This is a genomic window from Paraburkholderia sp. GAS32, from assembly GCF_050434225.1.
Lineage (GTDB): Bacteria > Pseudomonadota > Gammaproteobacteria > Burkholderiales > Burkholderiaceae > Paraburkholderia > Paraburkholderia madseniana.
In genome coordinates, this window is the sequence record NZ_JBNPVS010000041.1 from 16,096 (window position 1) to 29,447 (window position 13,352).

The window sequence follows — 13,352 nt, forward strand, 5'->3', positions numbered from 1 at the left end:
GGATTCGATACCGACCATCCTATTCGCCACGAGCCTACAAGGGAAATCGCGATTTTCGAGAGAAACTATCCGCTGGGCTGATGGTTTCAGTTTGCCTTCAAATGTCAGATCGGCGTCAACACCGCGTCGCCCGCAAAATGGCGTCTGGCGTTGGTCAGGAAATTGTCGACCGAAGCCGCGATCGCCTCCGGCGAGCGGCCGCCCACATGCGGCGTCAGGACTACGTTGCGCAGCGTCAGCAAGGCTTCGGGCGGATGCGGCTCGCCCTCGTAGACGTCGAGACCCGCGCCGGCGATCGTGCCGGCGGCAAGCGCATCCGCCAAAGCAGCGGTATCCACCACACTGCCGCGAGAGACGTTGACCACGAAACCGTCCGGCCCGAGTGCGTCCAGCACCGCCTTGTTAATCAGATGACGCGTACCGCCGCCGCCGGGCGTCGCCACCACCAGAAAGTCGCACCAGTGCGCCAGACCCTGCACGTTGTCGAAATAGCGCAGCGGCGAGCCTTCGCGCGGTTTGCGGTTGTGGTAGCCGATTTCCATATCGAACCCGCCGCCACGCCGCGCGACCTTCTCGCCGATATTGCCGAGCCCGACGATGCCGAGCCGCTTGCCGGAAACGTTCGGGTGCATCGGCAACGTGTCGCGCCAGGCGCCCTTGCGGGTGGCCTGATCGAGTTGCGGCACGTCGCGCACCACCGCAAGCAGTAAGGCGAACGCGTGATCGGCCACACAGTGATCGTTGGTGCCCGCGCCGTTGACCAGCACGATGTCGCGCGAACGGGCGTGGTCGACAGCGAGGTTTTCGTAGCCGGCGCCGAGCGCGCTGACAAACTCGAGTTGTGGCATCCGGTCGATTTCCGCGGCGGTCAGCCCGGTCGTGCCGTTGGTCAGCACGGCACGGATCGTCTCGCCGTGCGTGGCGATCGCGGCGGCCCGCTGGGTGGCATCGGGTGCATAGACGACGTGGAAAGCAGTCTCGACGCTGGCGCGACTTGCGTCTTTCAAGGGGATCAGAACCAGCAGGGATGGCTTCATGGCGGACGTTTTTTCTTAAGGCTGTGACGGACGGAGGATGCGACGAGTGAGTGTAACAAGCCTCCCGTGGCCCTGCTGGCGTGCGATCACGGGCGGTCTCAATCAAAAGGCCCGGTTGCAAACCTGCTGCCGTGCAGCCTAAAGTCTCATCCGAACCACGCCGTTATCTTCGTGAATGGACCGGCGCGGACAGGATGCGTCATGCGTCTTTCTTTTAAGCCGAACCGAAGCCGCTTTAGAATAGCCGGAACTCCGACCACGGGAATCTCATGCTGGACACCCTGCCACGCGGCTCAGCGCCTGCCAACGACGCCCCGCAGGAAGCCCCCTCGGGGGACGATTCCGAAATGTTCGAACTCGCGCCCGTCTCGCTCTGGCTCGAGGACTTCAGCGGCGTGCGGGCGCTATTCGACGCCTGGCGGGCCCAAGGTGTGACGGATCTGCGCGCCCATTTCGTCGAATATCCGGCCCTTGTCGCCGAATGCGCGCACAGCATCCGCGTCATCAAGGTCAATCAGAAGACGCTGGCGCAATTCGAGGCCGCCGACTTCGAGGCGCTCACCAGCAATCTCGCTTCCGTGTTCCGCGACGACATGCTCAAGACTCACCTCGAAGAGCTATGCCAGTTGTGGGCCGGCCAGGCGCATTTCACGAGCCAGACGGTCAACTACACGCTCGGCGGACGGCGCCTCGACGTGCTGCTCAAGGGCGCCGTGCTGCCCGGCCATGAAGAACGCTGGGACCGCGTGCTCGTGTCCGTCGAAGACATTACCGAACTCGAAGGCGCGCGGCATCGCGTGACGCTTGCCGAACAGTATGTGCGCGGCCTGTTCGAATATTCGCCGGTCTCGTTGTGGGTGGAAGATTTCAGCTCGGTCAAGCGTCTGCTCGACGACGCGCGCTCCGCCGGCATCAGCGATTTCCGCGTGTTTACTGACGTGCATCCCGAGTTTGTCGAGCGCTGCATGCAGGAAATCCACGTGCTCGACGTGAACCAGCACACGCTCGACATGTTCGTGGCAAAAGACAAAAAAACGCTGCTGGCGCGCCTGCCCGACGTCTTCCGCGACGACATGCGGCCGCATTTCCGCGAGCAGTTGATCGATCTATGGGACGGCAAGCTGTTCCAGCAGCGCGAGGTGCTCAATTATTCCCTCGACGGCAACGAGGTGCACGTGCACCTGCAGTTCTCCATACTGCCGGGTCATGAAAAGAATTGGGACCTGGTGCTGGTGGCCCTCACCGATATTACGGCGCGCAAAAAGGCCGAAGCTTACCTGGAGTTCCTCGGCAAGCATGACGTGCTGACCAAGCTGCGCAACCGCTCCTTTTACGTGGATGAACTGAACCGGCTCGAGCGCAAGGGTCCGTGGCCGGTGACGATCATCATGGCCGATCTGAACGGCCTCAAACGCGTGAACGACCAGCTCGGCCACGCGGCCGGTGACGCGCTGTTACGGCGCGCCGGCGAAGTTCTCGCCAAAGCGACGGACGCGCCGTTTCACGCGGCGCGCATCGGCGGCGACGAGTTCGCGATCCTGATGCCGGACACCGACGAGCGTGGCGGCGCCGCAATGGTCGATGCGATCCGCCAGCTGGTCGATCTGAACAACCAGTTTTATCCGGGCTCTGTGCTGAGTCTTTCGATGGGTGCGGCGACGTGCCAGCGCGGCGACCGTCTCGAAGCCGGTGTGCAACGCGCCGATCTGCTGATGTATGAGGAAAAGCACGCGCACTACGCGAACCGTCCGTCTGCGGACGCGTCGAGCGACTGACGCCCGACCGCCTCGCACGTTGGTACGGTGTAATTCGATTGTTGAAAAGGCCGCGCCGTGTCAGCGGATTGGCAGCTCAATCAGCCTGGCAGTTTGGATGCCAGCACATCGAGTTTGTGGATGCTGGGCGGCGTGGCGAATAGCTCGCCGGCCTTCGCCATTAGCGCAGCGGCCACCTTGCCGTTCAGATGCGCCTCGCGGCCAGCTTCGTCGGGGAAAGCGTCGAAAATGGCATAGGTGGTCGGTCCAAGCTTGAGACCGAACCAGGCGCTGGTAGCAGGCTCCTCCTCGACGAGCGGCAAGCCGCTCAGCAGAAAGGCCTCGACATCCTGTTCCTTGCCGGGTTTGGCTTCAAGACGAACGTACAGAGCGAGTTTGACCATGGCGCGACTCCCTGGGTGAAGTGAGGACAATGGATCCGCTTTGCCAGGCCGGCAAAGCGCTGTGAAAGGCATCGGCTCGTCAAGCACCTTAGCAAGTATAGGGCGGCGGTCGTGAAGCTGTGCCGAAGAGCATGGGGGCACATCGGGTCGCGCCAGGCAGCATCAGGCACAGGCATTCAGGTTGCATCCGCGCAGAAAAGCATGTCAGCCTTTGCCGGTTCGTACCGCCTCGCCGTAAGTGCTGACGATCCGCCGATCCTGCTCTTCCACCGAAAACAGCTCCCATTCGAGGCCGTTTACATCCTTGCTGCTCGAGTAACCTTCTACTGAATCGTCCTCGAAGCCGACGTGCCGAAGCTGCCCACCGTTATCCGGCATCTCGTTGATCGAAAAGTTGAGCAGCTCGGTTCGCCACATCGCGTAACGGCCCGGCACCACGGCCGTGGGCGGCTGGCCGAGACGGGCGCTGTAATCGTCGATGGAAGCCTCGAGGCTCGTAACGGCCAAAGCAATGTGGAAGCGTTTCATAGCGGTTTTCCCGACAGTTAAAATGAGGTGTTTCATCGTATCCGGCGCGCGCCGCCGCAACCAGTTGCGCGATCATCCCGGTATCGCTATTACCGGTTTGCGCTGCAACAGTATCCGGCGTGCCGGATGCAGGCGGCCCGGTGCGCGTCCGCTATACTCCCCGGCCCTGAAGTTTTCCGCGCCAAGTCGCGGTCTGGAAAGAAAATCATGTCGACAATTCCCGCTTGCCCGCAATGTGCAATGGAAAATACTTACCCGGATGGCGAGAATTATGTCTGCCCGGATTGCGCACACGAGTGGCCGATGAGCGCTACCCAAAGCGCGGACGAGACCGACGAACGCGTCGTCAAGGACGCCAACGGCAACCCGCTCGCCGACGGTGACGCCGTGGTGCTGATCAAGGACCTGAAAGTGAAAGGCTCGTCGATCACGCTGAAAATGGGCACCAAGGTGAAAAGCATTCGTCTGGTCGGCGGCGATCACGAAGTGGACTGCAAGATGGACGCAGGCAACTTCATGCTGAAGGCTGAGTATCTGAAGAAAGTTTGATGCATCCGGCCCGGCCTGGATCGGCCGGCAATGCAAACGAGGAGCGACACTGATGCTTTCCCACGTATTCGTCGGCATTACGGATTTCGAGCGCGCGTTCGGCTTTTATGACGTGCTGATGGAAACGCCAGGAGTGCGGCTTAAGTTTCGCGATGACGATGGCAACAAGCTCTGCGTGTGCTGCCATGCGCCGGAGACGACCTCCGCCACGCAAACAACCAGTTAAGCGCCCGGAAAGCGCAATTCGAAGCGCACCACGCCCGGCACCGGACACACCACGCGCGCCGTGCCGCCGTGCAGATGCATGATCGCCTTGACGATCGCGAGCCCCAGCCCGCTCGATTCGGTGAACTCGCTGCGCGCCGCATCCCCGCGGTAGAAGCGATCGAACAGGCGGTCCAGTTGCTCGCCAGGAATCGGCGCACCGTCGTTTTCCACCACCACAGTCGCGCCCTGCTCGTCCTGCGTGCCGCTCAAGCGCACCACCGTATCGCTCGCGCCGTATCGCACCGCATTGACGACGAGATTGTTGATCGCTCGCCGGCATAGCATCGGATTGGCCGACGCCACGCCCCGAGCCTCGACGGTAAAGCGCATGCCGCGTTCGTCGGCGAGGCCTTCGAAATAGTCTGCGATCCTGACGAGTTCATCGCGCAGATCGACCGGCTCACGGTCGATGGACAGCGCCGCATGGTCCGCATGCGCGAGAAACAGAATGTTCTCCGCGATGTGGCTCAAGCGGCTCAGCTCCTCGAGATTCGATTCGAGCAGTTGCTGATACTCGTCGGCATCGCGCGGTTTCGCGAGCGTCACCTGGGTCTGGCCGATCAAGGCGCCCACCGGCGTGCGAATTTCATGCGCCAGATCGGCGGAGAACTGCGAGAGGCGCTGGTAGCCATCGGCAAGACGGTCGAGCATGGCGTTGAAGGCGTGCGTGAGCTGGCGTAGTTCGACTGGCGCAGCCTCACTGTCGAGCCGCACCGATAAACTCGCCGGACTGATCTGCGCCGCCCGCGTGGCGATTTCGCGCACCGGCCGCAACGCGCGGCGCAGCACGTAATAGGCAAGCAGCGTGGCAGCCAGCATGCCGGTCAGCGTGGCCAGCACGATGCGATTGCGGTAGGCGGCCAGCATCCGCACTTCCTGGGTCATCGGATGCGCGGCAATCACTTCGACTTCGCTGCCATCCTCACGCGCTTTGACGGTAGCGATCGCCCAATGAACCGGCACGCCGTCCGGCAGCAGGGTCTGGCGGATATCCGAGAGTGTCGGCAAGTGGTCCGCGGTGCTAGCCTGCAGGGCAGGCACCGCGACATTGCCGGGATTCACGTCGATAAACGGCGCTTCGCCCGGACGGCGAAACAGCAGCACGTCTTGCTCCGCACCGAGCATGCTCTCGAACAGCAAAGGCCGGCTCTTCAATTCGCTAACCGAATAGAGATCGTGCACGATGCGGCTGAAATGCTCGACACGGCCGGTGAGCACCACGTCCGCGCGGCGCTGCAACGACAGCTCGGCGGAGTGGTAGAAATACATGCCCAACGTGCCGATCACCACGCACGCGATCGAGGCGAACAGCACCGTGGTGCGAGCCGTCAACGAACGTTCGGTCCATAGTTTCATGCGCCGTCGCCGAATGTGTAGCCGATGCTGCGCACCGTATGAATCAGCTTCTTTTCAAACGGATGATCGATCTTTGCGCGCAGCCGTTTGATCGCCACATCGACCACATTGGTGTCGCTGTCGAAGTTCATATCCCACACCTCCGAGGCGATCTGCGTACGCGACAACGCCTCGCCCTGGCGGCGCACCAGCAGATGCAACAGCATGAATTCCTTATTGGTCAGCGGAATCTCGACGCCTTCGCGCGTCACCTTGCGGCGCAGGACGTCGAGCTTGAGGTCGGCGATCTCGAACACATCGCTCTCGCGGATCACGCCGCGGCGCAACAGCGTGCGGATGCGCAACACCAGTTCGGTGAACGAGAACGGCTTGACGAGGTAATCGTCGGCCCCGAGTTCGAGGCCGCGAATGCGGTCGCTGACGTGATCGCGCGCGGTCAGAAAAATGACAGGCAGATCGCGCCGCGCCCGCAGCGCACGCATGATTTCCCAACCGTCGATACCGGGCAGCATCACGTCCAGCACCACGAGGTCATACGCGTGCTCGAGCGCCATGTGCAGCCCATCGGTGCCGGTGCGCGCAAGGTCGACCGCGTAGCCGCTTTCGCGCAGGCCTTTCTTCAGGTAGTCGCCGGTTTTCGGGTCGTCTTCGATGACGAGGATGCTCATGATGCCTGGTTTCCGACCCCGAGCGCCGCCGTGGGCGTGGGTCATGAATGTGGACGTGGATATGGCGGCCATTCTACGTGGCCGCGGCGCGCCGTTCATGACGTTTTTGTCATCCGTCTGTCACTTGGCGGAGCCGATCGCGCGCCTAACCTGACGCTATCTTTCACCCACCCAGAGCAGACTCATGAAGATTGTCTCCGCTAATGCGATGCGCGCCTTCGTTGCCCCCGCGCTCGTCGCCGCCTCATTGTTCGCAGCAGGATCCGTCGCGCAAGCTCAGAGCGCCGCGCCCACCGGCGTGCGTGGCACCGTGACCGCGCTCTCGGGCGACGTGCTGAAAGTCCACACGCGCGACGGCAAAGACGTCGACGTGAAACTCGCCAAAGACACGCCGATTCGCGGCGTGACGATTGCCGACGTGAACGACATCAAGCCGGACAGCTATGTCGGCACCGCCGCGATCCCGCAGCCCGACGGCTCGCTGAAGGCGCTCGAAGTGCACGTATTCCCGGCCAGCATGCGTGGCTCCGGCGAAGGTCACCGCCCGTGGGACCTCGGCTCGAACAGCACGATGACCAACGGCACGGTGGGCTCGCTCGTGGTCAGCAACGGCCGCACGATCACGGTCAAGTACAAGGACGGTGAAAAGAAAATCGTGATTCCGCAAGACGTGCCTATCGTCGCGCTCGAACCGGGTGACCGCGCACTGTTGGTGCCGGGCGCGAAGGTCGTGCTGTTCGCCCATAAGGAAGCCGATGGCTCGATGGCGGCGAATTTCATCTCCGCAGGTGAGCACGGCGTAACGCCGCCGATGTAATACGGCGTTTCTTCAACCGTTCGCCCTTTTTAGCTGCTCGAACAGCCGCGTGCCTCAATGACGCGGCTTTCAGATTTTTCCTTGTTTCATCACCGCTCACCATGCCCAAACCGCAAGCGCGCTTCATCGTCCACCCATTCGTCGTACGAATTACGCACTGGATCAACGCGTTTGCCATGGTCTGCATGGTGATGAGCGGCTGGGCGATCTATAACGCGTCGCCCTTCTTTCCGTTCAAGTTTCCGGTGTGGGCGACCGTAGGTGGCTGGCTGGGCGGCTCGATTGCATGGCACTTTGCGGCCATGTGGCTGCTGTGCGCTAACGGCCTGCTGTATCTGGCGTATGGCATCGGGCGTGGGCATTTTCGTCGCAAGCTATTGCCTGTCTATCCACGCGACGTCGTACACGATGCCGCATTAGCGATGCGGTTCAAGCTGCCGCACGATACGGGCAAATACAACGCGGTGCAGCGCGCGCTCTATCTCTTCGTATTGTTCCTTGGCGTGCTGCTGGTCGCGTCGGGGCTTTCGATCTGGAAGCCAGTGCAGTTCTCGTGGCTTACCGCACTGTTCGGTGGTTTCGATTTCGCACGTCGCGTGCATTTTGTCGCGATGGCCGGCGTGGTGGGTTTTGTCGTCGTGCATCTGGCGCTGGTGCTATTGGTGCCGCGCACGTTGCTGCCGATGTTGATCGGCCGCGCCCGACTGTCCACGCACGAAAGGAGCGAAGCATGAGCGACGCAGAACGCAAAGACGCGCGCGGCACGCGCATTGTCCTCGCCGACCACAAACCGCAAATCGAACGATTGCAACGGCGCTTGTTCCTGCGCTCGTCGCTTTCGATCGGTGCGCTGGCGATGCTCTCGGGTTGCAACATGCAGGACGGAGATTCGGTCGACAAGGTGTTGTGGGCCATGTCGCGCTGGAACGATCGCGTGCAGGGGTGGCTGTTCGATCGCAACAAGCTCGCGCCGACCTACTCGGCGAAAGAAATCACCGACCCGTTCCCCTTCAACGCGTTCTATCCGGAGTTCGACGCGCCGGATATCGACGGCTCGACGTACCAACTGGAAGTGTCCGGTCTGGTGTCGGACAAGCGCACGTGGAATCTCGATCAACTGCGCGCCTTGCCCCAGGTTTCACAGATTACGCGGCACATCTGCATCGAAGGATGGAGCGCGATCGGGCAATGGCGTGGCGTGCCATTTCGCACGTTCCTCGAACGCATCGGCGCCGATCTGAGCGCACGCTATGTCGGGTTCAAATGTGCGGACCGTTATTACTCGAGCCTCGACATGGCGACAGCCTTGCATCCGCAAACCCAGCTCACGCTCGATTTCCGCGACGCGCCGCTGCCGGCCAAATACGGCTACCCGCTGAAGCTGCGCGTACCGACCAAACTGGGCTTCAAGAATCCGAAGCACATCGCGGCGATTTTCGTGACCAACACGAACCCTGGCGGCTATTGGGAAGACCAGGGGTACAACTGGTTTAGCGGGCTATAACGCTTCCCGGGAACGCGCTTATACCGCGGTCACATAACGCGGGACCGGCCTGACCACGCGCGGCGGCGGCGGTGCATCGTACACGGTGCGCATGCGCTTGACTTCATCGACCGGGCTCAGGCCGAACAGACGCTTGAACTCGCGGCTGAATTGCGACGCGCTTTCGTAACCGACGCGTGCCGCTGCCGCACCGGCATTCAAACCGTCGTGCGCCATCAGCAAACGCGCGTGATGCAAACGCGTGGTCTTCACGTACTGCATCGGCGAGGTCGCCGTCACGGCCTTGAATTGCGCATGAAAAACGGCGAGGCTCATGCCCGCTTCAGAGGCGAGCGTATCGACGTCGAGTTGCCCCTGATAATCGGCGTGGATACGCCTTAACGCTTTGGCGATGCGGCCGAAATGATTCTGATGCGTGAGCGCCGCGCGAATCGCATCGCCCTGCTCGCCCGTCAACACGCGATAACAGATTTCGCGGACCACGCCTGGCGCCAGAATCCGCGCATCGAGCGGTGAGGCCAACGCGTCCATCAAACGCTGCACGGCGTTGGACAGGGCCGGGTCCAGCGGCGTCGAATAGATGCCGAGCGGCTCGTTCTGCGTAGCGCCCTGCGTTTCGTTCAGCGCCATCAGCAACTCGGCCACCATGGTCAGATCGACACGCACCGAGATCGCGAGGAACGGCTCTTCCGGACTCGCTTCGGTTTCGCATTCGAACGGCAGCGGCACCGACAGCACCAGGTATTGCTGTGCGTCGTACTGGAACACCTGATCGCCGAGAAAACCGCGCTTGCGGCCCTGACAGACGATCACGATGCTCGGCTCGTACATCACGGGCATACGCGGCATCGGACTATTGGCGCGCAACAGGTTGACACCTTCGAAACTCGAACGCGTCACGCCCGGTTTGGGCGCGAGCAAATCGAACAAATCGACCAGACGCTGCTGGGCAGGATCGGCGGGGCCGCCAGCGGCCGGGACGGGTTCAACGGAACGGGTTGACATGACGGTATAGTGACGTGCAAGAGAATAATGCTTGAAATTTAGCACCAAACGACCTACTGCGCTCACCGCCAGGAGTTTTAGGCAAACCTTCAAGACATTCAGGTATTCCCCGGTTCGCTCCCGGCCCCTACTATGGGAACCCTGCCGGATCATCTATTTCCACGCTGCGCCGGGCTCGGTTACCTGCTCACCGTTTCGGTGAATACGTCAACCACCGCCTGCGCCCTGATCCCGGTTCATGACAAGGTTTTGCCGCATCGGCGACGCGCGTCGCCCATCGCCGGCGCCTTGCGACACCACCCTCTTTGCTGGAGTTACCCATGAGCACGACTTACGCCTATGCAGCGACCGACGCTACCGCGCCGCTCGCTCCGTTCGAAATTCAGCGCCGCGAACTGCGCGCCCATGACGTGCAGATGGAAGTCCTGTTTTGCGGCGTGTGCCATTCCGACTTGCATCAGGCACGCAACGAATGGAAGAACACGATTTTTCCGGTGGTGCCGGGCCATGAAATTGTCGGTCGTGTGACGGCGGTTGGCCCGGACGTGACGAAGTACAAGGCAGGCGATCTGGTGGGCGTGGGATGCCTGGTCGATTCGTGCCGCACATGTGCAAGTTGCGAGGAAGGTCTCGAGCAGTATTGCGAAAACGGTTTTGTCGGCACGTACAACGGTGTGGACCGGGTTGACGGTCAGATCACTTACGGCGGCTATTCGACGCAACTGGTGGTGGACGAGGCATTTACGCTGCGCGTGCCGGAGAATCTCGACCCGGCGGGTGTGGCGCCGTTGCTATGCGCGGGTATCACGACGTATTCGCCGCTGCGCACTTGGGGTGCCGGTCCCGGCAAGAAGGTCGGGATTGTCGGCCTGGGCGGCCTCGGTCACATGGGCGTGAAGCTGGCCCGTGCGATGGGTGCGCATGTCGTGTTGTTTACGACGTCGCCGTCGAAGATTGAAGATGCCAAGCGGCTTGGTGCGCATGAGGTTGTCATTTCGAAGAATGCTGAAGAGATGGGCGCGCATGCTAACAGCTTCGATTTCATTCTGAATACTGTGGCTGCGCAGCATGATTTGAATCCGTTTTTGAATTTGCTGAAGCGTGATGGGACGATGACGCTGGTTGGGGCGCCGGAGCATGACCATCCGTCGCCGCAGGTGTTCAATCTGATCTTTAAGCGCCGCAGGCTGGCTGGGTCGTTGATTGGTGGGATTGCTGAGACGCAGGAAATGCTCGATTTTTGCGGCGAGCATGGGATTACTTCGGATATTGAGGTGATCCCTATGCAGGGGATTAATGAGGCTTATGAACGGATGCTTAAGAGTGATGTTAAGTATCGGTTTGTTGTTGATCTGGATTCCTTACGGAAGTGATTTTGGTTTTTTGCCTTTAGCGGCGGCATTGGCCGTGTTCTTAGGGCTTTGGCCTTTCCTTGATTTGTTAGTGGTCTATTAGTGTTGCCCCTGTGCGGGGCGGCACCTACTTCTCTTTGCCGGCTGCAAAGAGAAGTAGGCAAGAGAAAGCAGCTCAAACCGCTCATGCTAAGTGGGCACCGTGGTCTGCTGCGGGTAGTGGTGCATCTGGAATCCGTGTTCTCGCACATTCCGCGTTAGTGACAAAGGTGTCATCAGCTCCCACTCCGCACTGCGTGCGTCGCGGACGGGTTTGCATGGGAAACCGGCGGCTTCGGTTGAGGTTTGTGGGGGCCGTCGGCTTCGCCTTGGCGAGGCGCCGTCGCACTCATAGGCGAACCCCACTTCAAATAAAGATCGATCACTCGCGGTGGCAGTGGCGATGCAATAACGAGTCATGGTGCCGGAAAAACACGAGAGCCCAAACCCAAAGGCTTAAACGCGAGAGCGCCAACGCAAGGACCAACGTAGCTGGCGGTTTTAAGAAGTACTCTTCGGCGCGCGCAGCGCCGCCGGAAGTATGACGCCCTTGTCACTGGCGCACGCAGGTGCACGAACACAGATTCCAGATGCACCACTACCCGCAGCAGACCACGGGACCCGCTTAGCAGGAGTGGTTTGAGCTGCTTTCTCTTGCCTACTTCTCTTTGCAGCCGGCAAAGAGAAGTAGGTGCCGCCCCGCACAGGGGCAACACTAATAGACCACTAACAAAACAAGGAAAGGCCAAAGGCCTAAGAACACTGACAAACAAGCGCCGCGCAGGCAAAACCCACACCTTTATTTCACCAACAGGAGTTTGCATCGTGATTGACAGAATAACTGCAATGCGGACATTCATCCGAATCGTGGACACCAACAGCTTCACCCGCGCAGCGGAGTCTCTCAACATCCCTCGCGCGACAGCGACAACCATCGTCCAGAATCTGGAAGCCCTACTAGGCACCGCCCTCCTAACCCGCACGACGCGGCGCCTGAGCATCACCCCTGAAGGCGCAGCCTACTACGAACGCTGCGCGCAGATCCTCGCCGACATCGACGAAATGGAAGCGAGCCTCCGTCACGCAACGGATAACCTGACCGGCCGCCTGCGCATAGAAATGCCCGGCGCGGTAGCAAGCACCATCGTCCTTCCAGCACTGGAAGACTTCCACGCCCGCTATCCGAATCTCGATCTCGCCATCGGCATCAGCAACCGCACGGTTGACCTGATCTCGGAAGCCATCGACTGCAGTATCCAGCTAGGCGAATTGCCAGACTCGAATCTGATCGCGCGGCAATTGGGCACCCTCGAGCACGTGACATGCGCAAGCCCGGCTTATCTGGCCCGACATGGCACGCCCGTCGACCTCGACGATCTGCGCGGACACGTCGCCGTCAATTGCATGTCGCCGCATAACGGCCGCGAAGTCGATTTCGACTTCGAAGTGGACGGCGAAGCGCAAAACGTCAAGGTCAGAGGCTTCGTTAAAGTCAGCGACGAGCAGGCTTATCTCACCTGCGGATTGCAAGGCCTGGGGTTGATCCAGCCCGCGCGAATCGCGGCACAGCCCTACCTCGATTCAGGACTGTTGCGCGAAGTACTGCCGCAATGGAAACCCGTGCCGATGCCGGTCTCCGTCGCGTATGTGAAGAACCGCCGGGTGTCCCCACGCGTGCGGGCCTTCGTCGACTGGCTCGCAGAGTTATTCGAGCAGACCGAACACGTCAATCAGGACCTGTCGCGAGTCCGTCAGTTGTTGCGCGGTCTCCATCCCGCTTGAGGCGGGTTTCATGCAGGCCCGCAACACCACGTCAGTTCGGTAGTGTCACCGGCACCGGACGTGTCAGCAGATCAACGTAGAAATTGAAAAAGCTCGGATTGTCGAAGCGTTTCACCACCGTCATCTTCTGCAAACCCGCCGGCGGGGAACTGGTGTAACCGGTCGACTTGCCGTCATTGGCGCCGAAGCTCATATCCACATCCACCCATTCATCCACCGTCTGCGTCGCGAACGACGGATGCATCAGATACGCCAGCGTCAGCGGTCAGCCGCGCGGACCATGGACCTGG

General features: G+C 61.0%; 14 protein-coding genes and 1 pseudogene. 8 read left to right on the top strand and 7 right to left on the bottom strand.

Translation table 11 applies throughout. The features are described 5' to 3' along the window. Window positions 1–104 precede the first annotated feature (104 nt). Window positions 105–1,037 (bottom strand): 2-hydroxyacid dehydrogenase, encoded by a 933-nt coding sequence (locus P3T25_RS35880; RefSeq protein ID WP_266239169.1) that lies wholly within the window; start codon window positions 1,035–1,037, stop codon window positions 105–107. Between the two features lie 269 nt (window positions 1,038–1,306). Here P3T25_RS35880 and P3T25_RS35885 point away from each other — a divergent pair, with 269 nt between their 5' ends. Then, complete coding sequence (locus P3T25_RS35885; protein WP_154561496.1) at window positions 1,307–2,812, top strand: sensor domain-containing diguanylate cyclase; 1,506 nt, start codon at window positions 1,307–1,309, stop codon at window positions 2,810–2,812. A gap of 80 nt (window positions 2,813–2,892) precedes the next feature. On the opposite strand, the gene P3T25_RS35890 is transcribed toward P3T25_RS35885, so the two are convergent. Together P3T25_RS35890 and P3T25_RS35895 are read right to left on the bottom strand one after the other, a co-directional pair. After that, window positions 2,893–3,195, bottom strand: a complete 303-nt coding sequence (locus P3T25_RS35890) for a putative quinol monooxygenase (protein WP_093638511.1) — start codon at window positions 3,193–3,195, stop codon at window positions 2,893–2,895. Between the two features lie 204 nt (window positions 3,196–3,399). Next, a complete protein-coding gene (locus P3T25_RS35895; RefSeq protein WP_154561595.1) occupies window positions 3,400–3,723 on the bottom strand; it encodes a hypothetical protein in 324 nt (107 codons plus the stop codon). A gap of 207 nt (window positions 3,724–3,930) precedes the next feature. On the opposite strand from P3T25_RS35895, the gene P3T25_RS35900 reads away from it, so the two are divergent. Continuing rightward, entirely contained in the window at window positions 3,931–4,272 is a 342-nt protein-coding gene (locus P3T25_RS35900; protein WP_154561498.1) for a zinc ribbon domain-containing protein YjdM, read from the top strand. 52 nt (window positions 4,273–4,324) lie between these two features. Next, window positions 4,325–4,498, top strand: a complete 174-nt coding sequence (locus P3T25_RS35905; RefSeq protein WP_166618212.1) for a hypothetical protein — start codon at window positions 4,325–4,327, stop codon at window positions 4,496–4,498. Here the strand turns inward: P3T25_RS35905 and P3T25_RS35910 are convergent. Together P3T25_RS35910 and P3T25_RS35915 are read right to left on the bottom strand one after the other, a co-directional pair. Next, window positions 4,495–5,895 (bottom strand): heavy metal sensor histidine kinase, encoded by a 1,401-nt coding sequence (locus tag P3T25_RS35910; protein ID WP_429361807.1) that lies wholly within the window; start codon window positions 5,893–5,895, stop codon window positions 4,495–4,497. The two genes, P3T25_RS35905 and P3T25_RS35910, sit on opposite strands and share 4 nt — an antisense overlap. Next, window positions 5,892–6,563 carry a heavy metal response regulator transcription factor gene (locus P3T25_RS35915; protein WP_093638501.1) on the bottom strand — a complete coding sequence of 224 codons (672 nt, stop codon included), beginning with the start codon at window positions 6,561–6,563 and terminating at the stop codon, window positions 5,892–5,894. Before P3T25_RS35915 ends, P3T25_RS35910 begins: the two co-directional genes overlap by 4 nt. 184 nt (window positions 6,564–6,747) lie before the next feature. On the opposite strand from P3T25_RS35915, the gene P3T25_RS35920 reads away from it, so the two are divergent. The 3 genes from P3T25_RS35920 (at window position 6,748) to P3T25_RS35930 (ending at window position 8,884) form a co-directional block, all read left to right on the top strand. Then, the gene (locus P3T25_RS35920) at window positions 6,748–7,380 is read left to right on the top strand and encodes a hypothetical protein (protein ID WP_154561502.1); all 633 of its coding nucleotides are present in this window, start codon (window positions 6,748–6,750) and stop codon (window positions 7,378–7,380) included. 101 nt (window positions 7,381–7,481) lie between these two features. Further along, window positions 7,482–8,114, top strand: a complete 633-nt coding sequence (locus P3T25_RS35925; protein WP_429361810.1) for a cytochrome b/b6 domain-containing protein — start codon at window positions 7,482–7,484, stop codon at window positions 8,112–8,114. Beyond that, window positions 8,111–8,884, top strand: coding sequence for a molybdopterin-dependent oxidoreductase (locus P3T25_RS35930; protein ID WP_154561506.1), 774 nt, complete (start codon window positions 8,111–8,113; stop codon window positions 8,882–8,884). The genes P3T25_RS35925 and P3T25_RS35930 overlap by 4 nt, the downstream gene beginning before the upstream one ends. Before the next feature lie 18 nt (window positions 8,885–8,902). Here P3T25_RS35930 and P3T25_RS35935 read toward each other — a convergent pair whose 3' ends face one another. Next, the gene (locus tag P3T25_RS35935) at window positions 8,903–9,889 is read right to left on the bottom strand and encodes an AraC family transcriptional regulator (protein ID WP_154561508.1); all 987 of its coding nucleotides are present in this window, start codon (window positions 9,887–9,889) and stop codon (window positions 8,903–8,905) included. A 320-nt stretch (window positions 9,890–10,209) separates the two neighbouring features. On the opposite strand from P3T25_RS35935, the gene P3T25_RS35940 reads away from it, so the two are divergent. Next, window positions 10,210–11,262, top strand: coding sequence for an NAD(P)-dependent alcohol dehydrogenase (locus P3T25_RS35940; protein ID WP_154561510.1), 1,053 nt, complete (start codon window positions 10,210–10,212; stop codon window positions 11,260–11,262). Window positions 11,263–12,105: 843 nt separating this feature from the next. Then, window positions 12,106–13,062 carry a LysR family transcriptional regulator gene (locus P3T25_RS35945; RefSeq protein WP_168435750.1) on the top strand — a complete coding sequence of 319 codons (957 nt, stop codon included), beginning with the start codon at window positions 12,106–12,108 and terminating at the stop codon, window positions 13,060–13,062. A gap of 31 nt (window positions 13,063–13,093) precedes the next feature. Here P3T25_RS35945 and P3T25_RS35950 read toward each other — a convergent pair. Next, window positions 13,094–13,324, bottom strand: a pseudogene (locus tag P3T25_RS35950) (nucleoside hydrolase); the annotation flags it as partial. Between the last annotated feature and the right edge of the window lie 28 nt (window positions 13,325–13,352).

Excerpts from the sequence above, each read along its gene's own strand:
- P3T25_RS35880 (WP_266239169.1), bottom strand. The coding sequence starts at position 1,037 with ATGAAGCCATCCCTGCTGGTTCTGATCCCCTTGAAAGACGCAAGTCGC.
- P3T25_RS35885 (WP_154561496.1), top strand. The coding sequence starts at position 1,307 with ATGCTGGACACCCTGCCACGCGGCTCAGCGCCTGCCAACGACGCCCCG.
- P3T25_RS35890 (WP_093638511.1), bottom strand. The coding sequence starts at position 3,195 with ATGGTCAAACTCGCTCTGTACGTTCGTCTTGAAGCCAAACCCGGCAAG.
- P3T25_RS35895 (WP_154561595.1), bottom strand. The coding sequence starts at position 3,723 with ATGAAACGCTTCCACATTGCTTTGGCCGTTACGAGCCTCGAGGCTTCC.
- P3T25_RS35900 (WP_154561498.1), top strand. The coding sequence starts at position 3,931 with ATGTCGACAATTCCCGCTTGCCCGCAATGTGCAATGGAAAATACTTAC.
- P3T25_RS35905 (WP_166618212.1), top strand. The coding sequence starts at position 4,325 with ATGCTTTCCCACGTATTCGTCGGCATTACGGATTTCGAGCGCGCGTTC.
- P3T25_RS35910 (WP_429361807.1), bottom strand. The coding sequence starts at position 5,895 with ATGAAACTATGGACCGAACGTTCGTTGACGGCTCGCACCACGGTGCTG.
- P3T25_RS35915 (WP_093638501.1), bottom strand. The coding sequence starts at position 6,563 with ATGAGCATCCTCGTCATCGAAGACGACCCGAAAACCGGCGACTACCTG.
- P3T25_RS35920 (WP_154561502.1), top strand. The coding sequence starts at position 6,748 with ATGAAGATTGTCTCCGCTAATGCGATGCGCGCCTTCGTTGCCCCCGCG.
- P3T25_RS35925 (WP_429361810.1), top strand. The coding sequence starts at position 7,482 with ATGCCCAAACCGCAAGCGCGCTTCATCGTCCACCCATTCGTCGTACGA.
- P3T25_RS35930 (WP_154561506.1), top strand. The coding sequence starts at position 8,111 with ATGAGCGACGCAGAACGCAAAGACGCGCGCGGCACGCGCATTGTCCTC.
- P3T25_RS35935 (WP_154561508.1), bottom strand. The coding sequence starts at position 9,889 with ATGTCAACCCGTTCCGTTGAACCCGTCCCGGCCGCTGGCGGCCCCGCC.
- P3T25_RS35940 (WP_154561510.1), top strand. The coding sequence starts at position 10,210 with ATGAGCACGACTTACGCCTATGCAGCGACCGACGCTACCGCGCCGCTC.